This window comes from Bacillus sp. AFS012607 (genome assembly GCF_002558005.1).
In the GTDB taxonomy this organism is placed as follows: Bacteria; Bacillota; Bacilli; order Bacillales; family Bacillaceae_G; genus Bacillus_A; species Bacillus_A thuringiensis_S.
This window is the reverse complement of sequence record NZ_NTVM01000012.1, coordinates 241,137-257,946: the sequence shown is the minus strand read 5'-3', so window position 1 is coordinate 257,946 and position 16,810 is coordinate 241,137. Positions and strand designations below refer to the sequence as shown.

Sequence of the window (16,810 nt, the reverse complement as noted above, 5' to 3'; positions counted from 1 at the left end):
TAAGGATATACCAAGTATGTTTGGAGGTGAAAATATGGCGAATGTAGTAGAGCCTACCTTAACAGAGGGTTTAGTACAAACGTTGCGTAAAGAGTGTATTGTTATGATAGCAACGACAGATTTCGAAAAACAAGTTCCTAACGTAAGTGCTATTTCTTGGGTGTATGCAGTGAGTAAAACTAGTATTCGATTTGCAGTAGATCAACGTTCACGTATTGTGGAAAATATACGGCATAATACAGGTGTGGTATTGACTATAATGGCGAATGAATCCGTATTTTCCATAAGTGGTGCAGGTGAAATTTTGACAGATAGAATGGAAGGTATTTCTTTAAAATTAACTGTAATAGAAGTAAATGTGCAAGAAGTGCGTGATGTTATGTTTTATGGAGCGAAACTTGCAATTGAACCAACATATGAAAAAACATATGATCTTCGGGCAGCGAAAAAGCTGGATAACGAAGTGCTAGTAGGGATAAGAGAATTATAAAGATGCTAAATAAGAAATTCGTTTATTCACTTTTGTAATCGGTTATTGTGATTTAACGTTAATAATTATAATAAAAGGTAATATATTGAATAGAAATGAATAAAGAATAAATAAAAGGTTTAATGACTATGATTTTCGATTCTACCTCGTTTACACGGTACATATAATTATAACAATGGTTCGTCCATATTTTATGGATGAAACCCTTGTTCTACAAATTTAAAAGTGGAGTCAGGGGGTAACAGGTTGGATAAAATTTATGTGTTAGATACGAATGTACTTTTGCAGGATCCTTTATCTATTTTTTCATTTGAAACCAATGAAGTAGTGATTCCAGCAGTTGTATTAGAAGAGGTTGATTCGAAAAAACGTTATATGGATGAAGTAGGACGAAACGCTCGTTATGTATCTAAGTTAATAGATAAATTTCGTGAAATAGGAAAGTTGCATGAAAGTATCCCGCTAGAAAACGGCGGAACATTTCGTATTGAATTGAACCATCGTTCATTTGTGCAACTACAAGATATTTTTGTAGAAAAAACAAATGATAATCGAATTTTAGCTGTAGCAAAAAATCTATCTTTAGAAGAACAGGAAAAAGAGGACGGGAAGTCTGTTATTTTAGTAAGTAAAGATGTACTCGTAAGGGTAAAAGCTGATGCAATTGGTTTGAAGGCTGAAGATTATTTAAGTGATCGCGTAATTGAAGTAGAAAATATATATTCTGGCTTTTTAGAAGGATATATATCAAAAGAACAATTGGATTATTTTTATGAGAAAGGTGAATTGCCTCTATCTGAAATTGCGAATCATCCTTTTTATCCAAATCAATTTGTAGTAATGAAAGATGCATTGGGGGGCTCTAGTTCTGCGCTTGGCATCGTGGATCACTTAGGTAAGAAGGTAAAGAAACTTATTTTTCACAATGAACAAGTGTGGGGGATACGACCACGAAACGTGCAGCAAATCATGGGATTAGAATTGTTGCTTCGTGAAGATATTCCGCTTGTAACGTTAACAGGGAAAGCCGGCACAGGAAAAACGTTACTTGCATTAGCTTCGGGACTTATGCAAACAGAAGACTTAGGGTTATATAAAAAATTACTCGTTGCAAGACCAATTGTCCCAGTCGGAAAAGATATCGGTTATTTACCAGGAGAAAAAGAAGAAAAGTTAAGACCATGGATGCAGCCAATTTTTGATAACCTAGAGTATTTATTTAATACGAAAAAGCCAGGAGAGTTAGATGCTATTTTAGCTGGAATGGGTTCAATTGAAGTAGAAGCCCTTACTTATATACGCGGGAGAAGTATTCCAGATCAGTTCATTATCATTGACGAAGCACAAAATTTAACAAAGCATGAAGTGAAAACGATACTAACTAGGGTAGGGGAAAAGAGTAAGATTGTATTGATGGGAGATCCTCAGCAAATTGATCACCCATACTTAGATGAATATAATAATGGCTTAACGTATGTTGTAGAGAAGTTTAAAGAACAGCGCATTAGTGGTCATGTGAAGTTTGTTAAAGGGGAGCGATCTAATTTAGCTCAACTAGCAGCAGATTTATTGTAAAAAGGAGTGAGCTTAAGCTCACTCCTTTTCTTTAAATAATTGTAAATTTACGGATGTTCCGGATTGGATTTTGTCGATTAGATCCATCATTGAAATAGAGATGAACAGGTCCGTCTTCTTTTAATGGTTTTCCTTCTTTTGAAAAGCCTAGTATAGCATTTTTGACAGTTTCTAATGGAAGTGTCATTGTATGATCTACCGTTTCAATTTCAACTTGCGTAGTGCCCTCTAAAATTTCAGCGTTAGCAAGGAATGGATGAAATGGTATACCAAATGTTCCAGTAATCAGCTGTTCTTTTTTATATTTCTTCACACTTTGTTGTATTGGAGGAAAAGCGGCACCATCACGGATTTCGCGATCCCAATGTTCTGAAGTGTTTTTTAAATAAGTTTCTAGTTCAGACGTGTTTTCTCTAGTTTCATCAAAGTAAGTTGTCAAATCTACTTTTCGATCATCAAAGATCCAAACAGTTGGATCAATAGTGATTGGAAAACGTACTTTTCCGTTAATAAATAAAATTTCGCTCATTGTTCTTCCCCCATTTGTGTTATACTCCCACTTTTCAGTATAATAGTATTAGACACTGTTGTCACAAAAAATGTTTCTATTGCAATTTATGAAAACTATCGCTAATATTAATAGATAGGATAGAGGAGAGTAGGACGGAAACGGAGGGAATCAATTTGGCGTCTGAGACAGTAGCAAATCATCAGGAAAAGGCACTAGCCCTTCTACAAGCGGATGCAGAGAAGATTTTAAGACTTATTAAGGTGCAAATGGACCATCTTACAATGCCGCAATGTCCATTATATGAAGAAGTGTTAGACACACAAATGTTTGGACTATCCCGCGAGGTCGATTTTGCAGTTCGCCTTGGTCTTATTGCAGAAGAACAAGGGAAAGCAATGTTAGGTGAGCTCGAACGTGAGTTATCTGCACTTCATGAAGCGTTTACAAACAAACAACAATAACGGGTTCAAATAAGGGGGCTCAAACTAAATTAGTTTGAGCTTTTTATTTGTATAATAAAGCAGGAAGAATCAATGTACATATGGAATACAACAATAATTAAATTGAAACAGAAAGAGGAAATGAAATGAAAAAAGTATGGAAATCAATGGATTATTCATTGGTACTTCCTCTTGTTATCTTATGTGTGCTGGGAGTTATAATGGTATATAGTTCTAGTTCCATTGTTGCGATTTCGAGATTTGATAAACCAGCAAATTTCTTTTTTAAAAGACAATTAATTACTTTAGTTGTTGGGACAATAGTATTAATAATTATTGCTACTATCCCATATAAAGTTTGGAGAAAACGAATTTTTTTGTTGGGGAGTTACGGTGCTAGTGTTGCCTTATTAGCTGCAGCTGCTTTTTTCACTAAGAAAGTAAACGGTGCAAACGGGTGGATATTTGGAATACAGCCTGCAGAATTTGTTAAGATAACAGTTATTCTCGTCTTAGCTCATTTCTTTGCCAAAAGACAAGAAACGAATACACCTGTTTCCAAAGGGGCAGGTCCAGTACTTATTGGTGTTGGTATAATCATGTTTTTAATATTAAAGCAAAATGATTTAGGTACTGATTTGTTAATTGCAGGAACAGTAGGAATTATGTTTCTTTGTTCGGGAGTACAGGTTAACTTATGGATTAAACGAATTGCTTTAACTTCTATAGTATGGATTCCAGCACTATATCTGCTTGGTAATTATGCATTAAATCCATATCAAAAGGCACGTTTTTCTGTTTTCCTTGATCCGTTTAATGATCCTCAAAAGGATGGATTTCAATTAGTGAATTCATTTATTGGAATCGCTTCTGGAGGGCTTAATGGTAGAGGATTAGGGAATAGTGTACAAAAATATGGTTATTTACCAGAACCGCAAACGGATTTTATAATGGCAATTATATCTGAAGAACTTGGTTTTATAGGTGTAGCTATCATTTTAATCTGTTTATTACTAATTATTATTCGGTCATTTAGAGTTGCACAAAAGTGTACAGATCCATTTGGAAGTTTAATAGCTATCGGAATTGCAAGCTTGTTTGGAGTTCAAACGTTTATTAATGTTGGTGGTATGTCTGGGGTAATACCACTTACCGGAGTACCATTACCGTTTGTCAGTTACGGTGGTAGTTCTTTATTAGCTAATCTACTTGCGATGGGGATACTACTCAATATTGCTAGTCACGTGAAACGACAAGAGAAACAACAGAATGGATTAATGAAAGAAAAAGAACAAAATGGACCACATCTTGTAGTTGTAAAATAAAAAACACATTGTGCTTTAGAGCATAATGTGTTTTTTATTTTTAAGTAGTTTTAAATGTGATGTATTAATATATATTTCAGTTAAAAGATATATCACATTAAGTTGAATGTGATATACAATTAAGTTGTTAGAAAAGGAAGAGGTATGCTATACTATTTTTGTGAAACAAATTGCACAGAAAACTTATCATTTGTTAAAAAATAAGGTATGATGGATAAAAATAAAGTGAAGCTTTCTAAGTATAATATAATGTGGAAAGTGAAGAACTTCACGCTTTTTAAGGTGTGTATATATTTTATCTCTAGAGTGGTAGGAAAGTAGAGGGGGAAAATCATGACAAAGCTGCAACGTATTCAAAAAGTATTGGTAGCTAACCGTGGAGAGATTGCAATTCGTGTGTTTCGAGCTTGTTCGGAACTAGGATTAAAAACAGTTGCAATCTATTCTAAAGAGGATAGTGGTTCTTATCATCGCTATAAAGCCGATGAGTCCTATTTAGTTGGGGAAGGAAAAAAACCAATTGATGCTTATCTAGATATTGAAGGCATTATTGAGATTGCAAAAAGTAATCATGTAGATGCAATCCACCCTGGATATGGTTTCTTGTCAGAAAATATTCAATTCGCGAAACGTTGCGAAGAAGAAGGAATTATCTTTATCGGTCCGAAAAGTAAGCATTTAGATATGTTTGGAGATAAAGTGAAAGCAAGAACACAAGCGCAGCTAGCACAAATTCCAGTTATACCTGGTAGTGATGGTCCAGTAGATTCATTAGAAGAAGTCGAAAAATTTGCTGAAAAGTATGATTACCCGATTATTATTAAAGCGTCCCTTGGTGGTGGCGGTCGTGGTATGCGTATTGTGCGTACTAGTGAGGAATTAGGAGAATCATATAATCGAGCGAAATCAGAAGCGAAAGCAGCCTTTGGTAATGATGAAGTTTACGTCGAAAAATTCGTTGAAAAACCTAAACATATAGAAGTACAAATTTTAGCAGATGAAGAAGGCAATGTTGTTCATTTATACGAGCGTGACTGTTCTGTACAACGTCGTCATCAAAAAGTTGTAGAAATAGCACCGAGTGTATCACTTTCAGATGATTTGCGTCAGCGTATTTGTGATGCTGCTGTGAAGTTAACGAAAAATGTAAACTATTTAAATGCGGGAACAGTAGAATTCCTTGTAAAAGATGATGAGTTTTACTTCATTGAAGTAAATCCACGTGTTCAAGTAGAACATACGATTACAGAAATGATTACAGGAGTAGATATCGTTCAATCACAAATTTTAATAGCTGATGGACATTCATTACATAGCAAAATGGTAGGTGTGCCGAAGCAAGAGGAAGTAGTTGTGCATGGATTTGCAATTCAATCTCGTGTAACAACTGAAGATCCGCTAAATAATTTTATGCCGGATACAGGAAAAATTATGGCGTATCGATCAGGCGGTGGTTTTGGTGTGCGTCTTGATACAGGAAATAGCTTCCAAGGTGCAGTTATTACACCGTACTACGATTCTTTACTTGTAAAAGTTACAACTTGGGCACTTACTTTTGAGCAAGCAGCTGCAAAAATGGAACGTAACTTAAAAGAATTCCGTATTCGTGGTATTAAAACAAATATTCCATTCCTAGAGAATGTAGTAAAACATAAAAACTTTTTATCAGGAGAATATGATACTTCGTTTATTGATGTGTCACCTGAACTATTCTTGTTCCCGAAACGTAAAGACCGCGGAACGAAAATGTTAAATTATATTGGTTCAGTAACAGTAAATGGCTTCCCAGGAGTAGGGAAAAAAGAGAAACCAATTTTTCCAGATGCTCGTATACCGAATGTATTACACTCAGAGCCAATCCAAAATGGCACGAAACAAATTTTGGATGAGCGTGGAGCGGACGGATTAGTAAAGTGGGTACAGGATCAAAAACGTGTACTTTTGACGGATACAACATTCCGTGATGCACATCAGTCATTACTTGCAACTCGTATTCGTACAAAAGATTTACATCAAATTGCAGAGCCAACAGCGAGAATGTTACCGAACCTATTCTCAGCGGAAATGTGGGGCGGTGCAACGTTTGATGTTGCGTATCGTTTCTTAAAAGAAGATCCATGGGAACGATTACTAGATCTTCGTGAAAAAATGCCGAACGTGTTATTCCAAATGTTACTTCGTTCTTCAAACGCAGTTGGATACAAAAACTATCCAGATAATTTAATCCAAAAATTTGTAGAATGTTCTGCTCAAGCTGGCATTGATGTATTCCGTATTTTTGATAGTTTAAACTGGGTAGAAGGCATGAGAGTTGCAATTGATGCTGTACGAGATACTGGTAAAATTGCAGAAGCAACAATGTGCTACACAGGAGATATTCATGATCCATTACGTAGTAAATATGATTTGAATTATTATAAAAACTTAGCAAAAGAGTTGGAAGCATCGGGAGCTCACATTTTAGGTATTAAAGATATGGCTGGCTTACTAAAACCAAACGCAGCATATGATTTAGTTTCAGCATTAAAAGAGACGGTATCAATTCCGATTCACCTGCATACGCACGATACGAGTGGAAATGGTATATTAACGTATACGAAGGCAATTGAAGCAGGTGTTGATATTGTCGATGTAGCGGTGAGTTCTATGGCTGGTCAAACGTCACAACCGAGTGCGAACACATTATTCTATGCACTAGGTGGAAATGAAAGACAACCAGATGTTAATATCGATTCTTTAGAAAAGCTATCTCATTATTGGGAAGATGTACGCAAATACTATGCACCGTTTGAAAGTGGTATGAATGCACCTCACACAGAGGTATATATGCATGAAATGCCAGGTGGACAGTATAGTAATCTTCAACAACAAGCGAAGGCGGTTGGTTTAGGAGATCGCTTTGATGAAGTGAAAGTAATGTACCGTCGTGTGAATGACATGTTTGGAGATATTGTAAAAGTAACACCGTCATCAAAAGTTGTTGGCGATATGGCATTATTTATGGTTCAAAACCACCTGACAGAACAAGATGTTTTAGAGCGTGGACATGCGTTGGACTTCCCGGGATCTGTTGTTGAAATGTTCTCTGGTGATTTAGGTCAACCGTACGGTGGTTTCCCGAAAGAATTGCAAAAGATTATTTTAAAAGGGAAAGAGCCGTTAACAGTAAGACCAGGTGAACTACTAGAGCCAGTAGATTTCGACGCGTTAAAAGAAGAATTATTCCATAAACTTGGACGCGAAGTAACAATTTTTGATGTAGTTGCATATGCATTATATCCAAAAGTATTTATGGACTATGAAAAAGTTGCTGAGCTTTATGGAAATGTATCTGTACTTGATACACCGACATTCTTCTATGGTATGAGACTAGGTGAAGAAATTGATGTGGAAATTGAACAAGGTAAGACATTGATGGTGAAACTTGTATCAATTGGAGAACCACAGCCGGATGGAAATCGTGTCCTTTACTTGGAATTTAATGGTCAACCACGTGAAATTGTCGTGAAAGACGAGAGTGTGAAAGCAACAGTTGCACAACGTGTGAAAGGAAACCGTGAAAATCCAAATCACATTAGTGCAACAATGCCAGGAACGGTAATTAAAGTAGTTGTAAAAGAAGGCGATGAAGTGAAAAAAGGCGATTCTATGGCAATTACAGAAGCGATGAAAATGGAAACGACAGTTCAAGCGCCGTTCAATGGTAAAGTGAAAAAAGTATATGTTAACGATGGTGATGCAATTCAAACGGGTGATTTACTTATTGAATTAGATCACTAAAATAAAAAAAGAGCTGTGTAAATACAGCTCTTTTCTTTATTGCAAAAAATCCCTTGCCGAATTGGCAAGGGATTTTAGTTTTAAATTATTTTGTTTGTTTAGAAGTTGATCCGGCTTCTTTTGCATTCATTTTACTTCTTGTTCCTAACATAACTAAATAGCATAGTACGGCAAACAAGCAAGAAATGAATAGAGAATGTAACAATGCCATTGCTAAACTAGCGTTTGTAAATACAACTAAAATTCCTACTAAAGCTTGAAGTGTAACAAGGATAAATGAAATGATCCATCCCCAATATACTACAGGTTGCTGTTTGTAATGACGAATAGCGAGAATCATCGCGTAAAGTATCCAAGCGAAAATTAACATTGCTGCAACTCTATGGCCCATTTGAACCCATTCATGTAGTTGAGTTGGCATAGGTCTGTTTTTGCTACATAAAGGAAAGTCTGGACAGGCTAAGCTAGCTCGTTCGTGACGTACTAAAGCACCTGTGTAGACGACGATATAACTGTAAATTGTTACACCATAAATATGAAATTTCATTTTTTTGTCCATAATAAGAGAACGTGCATCAAATTTTTGGTCAATTTCAAAGATAAGACACGTTAATAAAATGACAGAAGCAAATGAAATTAAGGAAATACCGAAATGGATAGCAAGTACAGCTGGCATTTGTCCCCAAACAACTGCTGCTGCTCCCATTAATGCTTGTGCAACTAAAAATACGAAGGATAAAATTGCTAACGTTTTTGTTTCACGCACATGTTTATAATATTTCCAGGACAAAATACAAAGGAGAGTGACAAGAATTCCAGCTGATCCTGATGTTAATCGGTGGCTAAGTTCAATAATAGTTTCCATTGATAAATTAGATGGAACAAATTCACCGTTACAAAGTGGCCATGATTTACCACAACCTTGACCAGAACCTGTTTTTGTAACTAAAGCGCCTCCTAATAAAACTATTAATAAATCAAGGCTTGTAATGACTGCTAACCATTTAATAAAGCGTTGCAATCTCTTTCACCATCTTTCTGCTATGAAGTTATTGCGAAATATTTTCATTCCATTATGTATAGAATAAAACGCGCTAGTTCCTATGATATATAAAAAATAATAAAATAGCAAAGAAATGGAGGGGAAAGGAAAGGGGGAGAAAAAAGGTGTAAAAACAGGGTTCGTAAGGAAAAATTTAGGTGAAAAATAGGCTGTTTTGAAAAGAAATGGGGAGAATACGTGTTAAATAGGATAAAATAGTTTATTATAGAAGGTAACATCATGTTATGATAAGGACAAGTCAGAATGAAGTTTTTTATATTCGACACAAAAAGTTCATGTTTTCTTCACAAAATGTTCGGGAAATATGATTTAATATATTGGAGTATGGGCGTAGATTAGTAGTAGAATGGGTTAACAATGTTTCTACTGTAATAATATTGCTATATAGAAGCGAATTATTTCATTTGAAATAGGCGCAAAAAGAAAGATGAAAGTTTTAAGAGGGGGTTAGAGTGATGAACCATGCAACAAGTGAGCTGCATGATGAGTCCGCTGTTACAAGTGTACCGGAAACAACTCGGATACAAGATTTAAAAGCACTCGTTAAAATGGGGATTGTAAACTCAAATACACTTACTGTATTTACAGGATTTTGGTTGGCATTACACTTTAATGGATTAAGTGTAATGGACAATCTGGATAAGTTATTCTTTACAATCGTTGGTTCTGGATTAGTTATGGCAGGGGTATGTTGTTTAAACAACTACATTGATCGAGACATCGATCCATTAATGGAAAGAACAAAGACCCGTCCAACGGTTACTGGAAAGTATAAACCAGGATTTGCACTTACATTTGGACTAGTCATATTACTTCTTGGTTTTGTATTTTTATTATTAACAACACCAATGGCAGTCTTAATGGGATTTATTGGTGCTTTCACATATGTTGTTCTATATAGTTTATGGACAAAGAGAAAGTATACACTAAATACTGTTGTAGGTAGTATATCTGGTGCAGTTCCACCTTTAATTGGATGGGCAGCAATCGATCCATCTTTAGGTCATCCAATTGCTTGGATGTTATTTTTAATTATGTTTATTTGGCAAATCCCACATTTCCTTGCATTAGCGATGAAACGTGTTGATGAATATCGAAATGCAGGAATTCCAATGCTTCCTGTAGTTCATGGATTTGAAATTACGAAACGCCAAATTATGATTTGGACAGTATGTTTATTACCACTACCATTTTATATGAGTGGACTAGGGATAACATTTATGGTAATTGCAACACTGCTTAACATCGGATGGATCGTTTTAGGATTTTATGGATTCCGTAAGAAAGATGACATAAAATGGTCCGTGCAAATGTTTGTTTATTCCCTAAATTATTTAACAATCTTATTTGTATCAATGATTGTAGTTACATTCTTCTAAGACAACGACATAATTGGATTTCTTTACGTTGAGATTTACTTTACTTAACTATAAAGTACAATCTAATTCACAAGGAAAGTGGGGGTTGTTTGTATGAAGAAACAGTGGCGACTGCTTTCGTTCGTTTCACTGCTGGCTTTACTGTTAGGGGGATGCGGTAAAGCCTTTCAATCTACTTTAATTCCGCAAGGAGAAGTAGCAAAAATGCAATATGATTTACTTCTACTGGCGAGTGCAATCATGGTAGGAGTAGTACTAGTAGTTACTATTATTTTCTTGTATGTAATTGTGCGTTTCCGACAAAAGAAAGGTCAGGAAGATTATATTCCAGAGCAAGTTGAAGGAAATCACAAGCTAGAAATTATATGGACAGTTATTCCGATTATTCTTTTACTAATCTTAGCTGTTCCAACGGTTACATATACATTCAAACTTGCTGATGTAAGTGCGATGGAGAAAAAGAATATTGATAAAGATACTATCGTTGTTGATGTAACAGCGAATCTTTATTGGTGGGAATTTTCTTATAAATCAGAAAAGATAGTAACTTCGCAAGATTTAGTCATCCCCACAGGTAAGAAAGTGTATTTAAATTTGAAGGGTGCCGATATTAAACACTCATTTTGGGTTCCATCTTTAGCTGGGAAAATGGATACAAATACAGACAATGTGAACAAAATGTGGTTAAAGGCAGATAAATCGGGCACTTATAATGGTTTTTGTACAGAATTTTGCGGCCCATCACATTCTTTAATGCAATTTAAAGTGAAAGCTTTAGATGAAAGCGAGTACAAAAATTGGCTTGCTGATATGAAGAAGATTGATGGGAAGAAAGAAGTAGCTTCAACAAAGGCGCAAGAGGGCCAAGAAATATTTAATAAAAGCTGTATTGGTTGTCACGCAGTTGGATCTAATGATAGTAGACCACCTTCCGCTCGTATCGCACCAAACTTAGCAAACTTTGCGGATCGCGATATGGTTGCCGGTATTGCCGAAAACAATGAAGAAAACTTAAAAAAATGGCTGAAAGATCCTGAAAATATGAAGCCAGGAAACAAAATGACTGGCAAATATGGCAACTTAACGGATGATCAAATTGATGCATTAAATGCATACTTACAAACGTTAAAAGTTGAAAAGTAAAGAGGGATTATTCGCGAAGGGGAGGTTGAAAACGTGAGTTCTGTAGCAAAAAAACAGGGGATGGGTGCTGTCATATGGGATTATTTAACGACAGTAGACCATAAAAAGATTGCCATTCTCTATTTAATTGCAGGTGGATTGTTTTTTGTAATAGGCGGAATAGAAGCTCTATTTATTCGCCTTCAATTAGCGATTCCTAACAACGCTTTTCTTGTTGGGGATGCTTATAATCAAGTATTGACGATGCACGGTACAACAATGATTTTCCTCGCAGCTATGCCACTCGTGTTTGCATTTATGAACGCCGCTGTACCACTTCAAATTGGTGCACGTGATGTAGCGTTCCCGTTTTTGAATTCACTCGGATTTTGGTTATTTTTCTTTGGTGGAGTATTTTTAAATTTAAGTTGGTTTTTAGGTGGAGCACCTGATGCAGGATGGACATCTTATGCATCTTTAGCTTTAGCTTCTAAAGGTCATGGTGTTGATTTCTATGTACTCGGTTTGCAAATCTCAGGTATTGGTACATTAATTGGAGGGATTAACTTCCTTGTCACCATTATTAATATGCGTGCGCCAGGAATGACGTATATGCGTATGCCGATGTTTACATGGACGACATTTGTAACATCTTCGCTTATATTATTCGCTTTTCCACCGTTAACTGTAGGATTAGGACTTTTAATGTTAGATCGTTTATTTGGAACAAGTTTCTTTAATCCAGCATTGGGTGGGAATACAATTATATGGGAGCATTTATTCTGGATTTTCGGTCATCCAGAAGTATACATTCTTATACTCCCAGCTTTCGGAATATTCTCAGAAATCTTCGCGACATTTTCGAAAAAACGATTGTTTGGTTATTCATCGATGGTGTTTGCGACTGTATTAATTGGATTTTTAGGATTTATGGTATGGGCGCATCATATGTTTACTGTTGGACTTGGTCCAGTTGCTAATGCTATTTTCTCAGTTGCAACAATGGCGATTGCGGTTCCGACTGGTATCAAAATATTCAACTGGCTCTTTACAATGTGGGGCGGAAGTATTCGTTTTACGACACCAATGATGTGGGCAGTAGCTTTCATTCCATCATTCGTAATGGGTGGAGTTACAGGGGTTATGCTAGCATCTGCACCAGCTGATTATCAATTTCATGATAACTATTTCGTAGTAGCACATTTTCATTATGTAATCGTTGGCGGTGTTGTATTTGGTTTACTTGCAGGAGCTCATTATTATTGGCCACTGATGTTTAATAAAGTATTAAATGAAACATTAGGAAAGATAACGTTTTGGCTATTCTTTATTGGTTTCCATTTAACGTTCTTTATTCAGCATTTCCTTGGCTTGATTGGTATGCCACGCCGTTACTACACATATCTTGAAGGGCAAGGGTTGGAAATGGGGAATATGATTAGTTCTATTGGAGCGGTGTTTATGGCTCTTGGGACTATTGTTCTTCTATTCAATGTAATTAAAACGACAGTATCAAAAGAAAAAGCTGGTCGTGATCCGTGGGATGCACGTACATTAGAATGGACAATGCCAGCACCGACACCAGAATATAACTTTAAACAATTACCATTTGTTCGCGGATTAGATCCGTTTTGGATTGAAAAACGTGAAGGTAATAAAGAGATGACAGCAGCGGAACCAGTTGGTGATATTCATATGCCAAATCCTTCGTTTTCACCATTTGTCATTTCTTTTGGATTGTTTATAGCGGCATTTGGTGCAATGTATATGCAGGGTGGAAAAGATAAGTTCTGGTTATTGGTAGCAATTATTGGTTTAATCATTACATTTGGCGCAATGTTCCTACGTTCAGTAATCGATGATCATGGATATCATATTCATAAAGAAGATTTAGATGATAAGGGGGGCAAGGCATAATGCATGTAGATGAAAAATTAACGAATGAAACATTTCCAGCAGAGCCTGAAAAAGCAACCCTTGAAGGGAAAAATAAGTTTGTCGGTTTTTGGTTATTTCTTGGAGGCGAAACAGTATTGTTCGCTTCCTTATTTGGCACATATTTAGCGTTAAAGAATTCTACAAATGGTGGACCAACATCTCAAGAGATGTTCCAAATGCCACTCGTTTTCATTATGACGATGCTTTTATTAACGAGTAGCTTAACGAGTGTATATGCGATGTATCACATGAAAAACTTTAACTTTAAGAAAATGCAACTTTGGTTACTAGTAACTGTATTGCTAGGTTTAGGGTTTTTAGGGTTTGAGATATATGAGTTTTATCATTATACACATGAATTTAAGCATACTATGAGAAGTAGTGCGTTTGGCTCTGCGTTTTATGCTCTTGTTGGTACACATGGACTCCACGTATTGTTTGGGTTATGTTGGATTTTAACATTAATCTTTAGAAATGCGAAGAGAGGTCTAAATTTATACAATGCACCAAAGTTTTATGTTGCATCGATTTATTGGCACTTTATTGACGTAGTTTGGGTGTTTATTTTCACTGTAGTATATTTAATGGGAATGGTGGGATAAACAATGGCAATAAAGCAAACGAATAATCCTAAAGTTGATCTTGTTTATCGGAAGAGAAAAAGTGCGGAGGAAATGAAGCATCAAGTTATTACGTTTGCATTAATGATTTTTTTAACATTAGTTGCATTTGTAGCAGTGGCGTATCCAAAAACTTTTAGTCCGACTTTCTCTGTTCCATTTATTTTACTATTAGCAGTGGTACAAGTAATTTTTCAATTGTATTATTTTATGCATATGAGTCATAAAGGACATGAAGCAGCAAGTTTCTTTCTATACTCTGGTCTGCTAATAGGGTTAATTACAATTTTAGCATTTATGACAATCGTCTGGATTTGAAAAGTGAAAAATAAGGGAGCTTGTGTTGTCACAGCTCCCTCTTCATATTATGGATAACCTTACGAAGGTAGGTGTGAAAATGAGTAACTTGTGGATATTTGGATTTCAGGCTTTATGGAGTCCAATCTTTTTAATATTTATGCTGTCGATTCTTATTGGGTACTTCTTAATTATTGGTCCATATAGAATGCGATTTGAAAATGCGACGAAGGTAAGTAAGAAGCAAATTTTTTATTTTACGACTGGTATTGTTCTTTTGTATTTTGTAAAGGGAGGGCCTATTGATTTAATTGGCCATATTATATTTAGTGCTCATATGTTTGAAATGGCAGTCATGTATATTGCAGTTCCACCGTTACTGTTGCTTGGTATACCGATTTGGTTATATCGTTACATTACTTCTTTTAAGTTCGTTCAAATTATATTAAAGGTATTTGCTAAACCACTTATTGCGTTGTTTGTATTTAACGGCCTGTTTTCTTTTTATCATTTACCAGTTGTTTTTGATACAGTAAAACAAAGTCAAATAGCTCATCCTATTTGTTTAGCTATATTGTTTTTTACAGCAATTATGATGTGGTGGCCGATGTTAAATCCATTACCAGAATATCAAACGTTAAGTGATATAAAGAAACTTGGTTATATGTTTGCTAACGGTATATTATTAACGCCTGCTTGTGCGTTAATCATTTTTGCGACAGCCCCGTTATTTGCAACGTATACGGATCCGGCTGCTTGGATGAAAGCGATGGAACTATGTGTACCAGCGGGCACTTTATCAGATTTAAATATAACGGGACCAGAATTTTTGCACTGGATGCCAGTTGTACAAGACCAGCAAACTGGTGGTATCATAATGAAAATTGTCCAGGAAATAGTGTACGGTACAATTATAGGCTATGTATTCTTTAGGTGGGCACGTAGAGAACGTGAAAAGGATAAGGAGCAGTTGCAACAATTGCCGCCGTATTTACAGACTAAGTGAAAAAGTGTATGGGATTCCATGCGCTTTTTCTTTTTAGTTTTAGCTCCTTTTAAGAAGGTTGAATTTTCTGGCTTTTTATGTTAAGTTAGTGTAGGCGTGTACTAAAAGTGGATATAAAATTTACTACTAGCTTTCATGCGTAATAATTCCATATGTAGTGCAAGTTTTTTAGAGAGTTACAAATATATATTGTTATCTTTAATAAACACGAACTATTTTAAGGGGGAATTTTAATGGGTAGTAGTGGAAGTATGGTAAAGCCGATTAGTGGTTTTTTGACAGCACTAATTCAATATCCAGTACCAGTAGTAGAGTCACGTGCGGACATTGATAAACAAATTCAACAAATCATAAAAACAATTCATTCGACCAAATCAGGTTATCCTGGATTAGAATTAATAGTATTTCCTGAATATAGTACACAAGGGCTCAATACAAAAAAATGGACCACAGAAGAATTTTTATGTACAGTGCCTGGGCCAGAAACCGACTTATTTGCTGAGGCATGTAAAGAATCTAAAGTATATGGTGTTTTTTCGATAATGGAAAAAAATCCTGGTGGTGGAGAGCCATATAATACAGCAGTTATTATTGATCCACAAGGTGAAATGATTTTGAAGTATCGTAAGCTAAATCCTTGGGTACCAGTCGAGCCTTGGAAAGCTGGAGATTTAGGCTTACCTGTTTGTGTTGGACCTGGAGGAAGTAAATTAGCTGTTTGTATTTGTCATGATGGCATGTTCCCTGAAGTAGCTCGTGAAGCGGCCTATAAAGGTGCAAATGTCTTGATTCGTATTTCTGGATATAGCACACAAGTTAGTGAACAATGGATGCTAACCAATCGTTCAAATGCATGGCAGAATTTAATGTATACATTGTCGGTAAACTTAGCGGGTTATGATGGTGTATTTTATTACTTTGGTGAAGGACAAGTATGTAATTTTGATGGGACTACTTTAGTACAGGGGCATCGAAATCCTTGGGAGATTGTTACTGCTGAAGTATATCCAGAACTAGCAGATCAGGCTAGATTAGGATGGGGATTAGAAAATAATATATATAATCTAGGTTCAAGAGGATATGTAGCAACTCCTGGTGGGGTGAAAGAAAACCCATATACGTTTATAAAAGATTTAGCTGAAGGTAAATATAAGGTTCCTTGGGAAGATGAGATTAAAGTAAAAGATGGATCTATTTATGGATATCCAGTAAAAAAAACGATTCATTCTTAGGGAAGGGAAATAAAACAAGCGCATCATATTGA

14 protein-coding genes are annotated in these 16,810 nt (G+C 35.8%); 12 read left to right on the top strand and 2 right to left on the bottom strand.

Annotation, left to right across the window (positions count from 1 at the left end; all coding sequences use genetic code 11):
- Positions 1-34: 34 nt before the first annotated feature.
- Together CN409_RS14630 and CN409_RS14625 are read left to right on the top strand one after the other, a co-directional pair.
- Complete coding sequence (locus CN409_RS14630; RefSeq protein ID WP_000024600.1) at positions 35-490, top strand: pyridoxamine 5'-phosphate oxidase family protein; 456 nt, start codon at positions 35-37, stop codon at positions 488-490.
- A 246-nt stretch (positions 491-736) separates the two neighbouring features.
- Positions 737-2,065, top strand: coding sequence for a PhoH family protein (locus tag CN409_RS14625; RefSeq protein WP_000358083.1), 1,329 nt, complete (start codon positions 737-739; stop codon positions 2,063-2,065).
- 31 nt (positions 2,066-2,096) lie between these two features.
- Here the strand turns inward: CN409_RS14625 and CN409_RS14620 are convergent, their stop codons facing one another.
- Entirely contained in the window at positions 2,097-2,594 is a 498-nt protein-coding gene (locus CN409_RS14620; protein WP_016077289.1) for a hypothetical protein, read from the bottom strand.
- Positions 2,595-2,749: 155 nt separating this feature from the next.
- Between CN409_RS14620 and CN409_RS14615 the strand changes: the two genes are divergently transcribed.
- The 3 genes from CN409_RS14615 (at position 2,750) to pyc (ending at position 8,121) form a co-directional block, all read left to right on the top strand.
- Positions 2,750-3,037 (top strand): Fpa/YlaN family protein, encoded by a 288-nt coding sequence (locus CN409_RS14615; RefSeq protein WP_000135694.1) that lies wholly within the window; start codon positions 2,750-2,752, stop codon positions 3,035-3,037.
- A gap of 125 nt (positions 3,038-3,162) precedes the next feature.
- A complete protein-coding gene (locus tag CN409_RS14610; protein WP_086390517.1) occupies positions 3,163-4,341 on the top strand; it encodes an FtsW/RodA/SpoVE family cell cycle protein in 1,179 nt (392 codons plus the stop codon).
- Between the two features lie 333 nt (positions 4,342-4,674).
- Positions 4,675-8,121, top strand: a complete 3,447-nt coding sequence (gene pyc / locus CN409_RS14600; RefSeq protein ID WP_017763554.1) for a pyruvate carboxylase — start codon at positions 4,675-4,677, stop codon at positions 8,119-8,121.
- 85 nt (positions 8,122-8,206) lie between these two features.
- On the opposite strand, the gene ctaA is transcribed toward pyc, so the two are convergent.
- On the bottom strand, positions 8,207-9,142 hold the full coding sequence (ctaA, locus tag CN409_RS14595) for a heme A synthase (protein WP_097981366.1): 936 nt from the start codon (positions 9,140-9,142) through the stop codon (positions 8,207-8,209).
- Positions 9,143-9,639: 497 nt separating this feature from the next.
- On the opposite strand from ctaA, the gene ctaB reads away from it, so the two are divergent.
- The 7 genes from ctaB (at position 9,640) to CN409_RS14560 (ending at position 16,778) form a co-directional block, all read left to right on the top strand.
- Entirely contained in the window at positions 9,640-10,563 is a 924-nt protein-coding gene (gene ctaB / locus CN409_RS14590; protein WP_001015054.1) for a protoheme IX farnesyltransferase, read from the top strand.
- Positions 10,564-10,656: 93 nt separating this feature from the next.
- Positions 10,657-11,706, top strand: coding sequence for a cytochrome c oxidase subunit II (gene coxB, locus CN409_RS14585; RefSeq protein WP_000745273.1), 1,050 nt, complete (start codon positions 10,657-10,659; stop codon positions 11,704-11,706).
- Between the two features lie 60 nt (positions 11,707-11,766).
- Entirely contained in the window at positions 11,767-13,602 is a 1,836-nt protein-coding gene (gene ctaD, locus CN409_RS14580) for a cytochrome c oxidase subunit I (RefSeq protein WP_153577875.1), read from the top strand.
- A complete protein-coding gene (gene ctaE, locus CN409_RS14575; RefSeq protein WP_000557861.1) occupies positions 13,602-14,225 on the top strand; it encodes a cytochrome c oxidase subunit III in 624 nt (207 codons plus the stop codon). The genes ctaD and ctaE overlap by 1 nt, the downstream gene beginning before the upstream one ends.
- Before the next feature lie 3 nt (positions 14,226-14,228).
- A complete protein-coding gene (gene ctaF, locus CN409_RS14570) occupies positions 14,229-14,561 on the top strand; it encodes a cytochrome c oxidase subunit IVB (RefSeq protein ID WP_000985703.1) in 333 nt (110 codons plus the stop codon).
- A gap of 79 nt (positions 14,562-14,640) precedes the next feature.
- A complete protein-coding gene (gene ctaG, locus CN409_RS14565; protein WP_041488175.1) occupies positions 14,641-15,546 on the top strand; it encodes a cytochrome c oxidase assembly factor CtaG in 906 nt (301 codons plus the stop codon).
- 233 nt (positions 15,547-15,779) lie between these two features.
- Entirely contained in the window at positions 15,780-16,778 is a 999-nt protein-coding gene (locus tag CN409_RS14560; protein ID WP_000535809.1) for a formamidase, read from the top strand.
- Positions 16,779-16,810: the final 32 nt, after the last annotated feature.

Bases quoted from the DNA above. Each gene is read 5' to 3' on its own strand.
- ctaB (WP_001015054.1), top strand. From the start codon at position 9,640: ATGAACCATGCAACAAGTGAGCTGCATGATGAGTCCGCTGTTACAAGT.
- CN409_RS14610 (WP_086390517.1), top strand. From the start codon at position 3,163: ATGAAAAAAGTATGGAAATCAATGGATTATTCATTGGTACTTCCTCTT.
- ctaE (WP_000557861.1), top strand. From the start codon at position 13,602: ATGCATGTAGATGAAAAATTAACGAATGAAACATTTCCAGCAGAGCCT.
- ctaG (WP_041488175.1), top strand. From the start codon at position 14,641: ATGAGTAACTTGTGGATATTTGGATTTCAGGCTTTATGGAGTCCAATC.
- CN409_RS14560 (WP_000535809.1), top strand. From the start codon at position 15,780: ATGGGTAGTAGTGGAAGTATGGTAAAGCCGATTAGTGGTTTTTTGACA.
- coxB (WP_000745273.1), top strand. From the start codon at position 10,657: ATGAAGAAACAGTGGCGACTGCTTTCGTTCGTTTCACTGCTGGCTTTA.
- CN409_RS14630 (WP_000024600.1), top strand. From the start codon at position 35: ATGGCGAATGTAGTAGAGCCTACCTTAACAGAGGGTTTAGTACAAACG.
- ctaD (WP_153577875.1), top strand. From the start codon at position 11,767: ATGGGTGCTGTCATATGGGATTATTTAACGACAGTAGACCATAAAAAG.
- CN409_RS14620 (WP_016077289.1), bottom strand. From the start codon at position 2,594: ATGAGCGAAATTTTATTTATTAACGGAAAAGTACGTTTTCCAATCACT.
- pyc (WP_017763554.1), top strand. From the start codon at position 4,675: ATGACAAAGCTGCAACGTATTCAAAAAGTATTGGTAGCTAACCGTGGA.
- ctaF (WP_000985703.1), top strand. From the start codon at position 14,229: ATGGCAATAAAGCAAACGAATAATCCTAAAGTTGATCTTGTTTATCGG.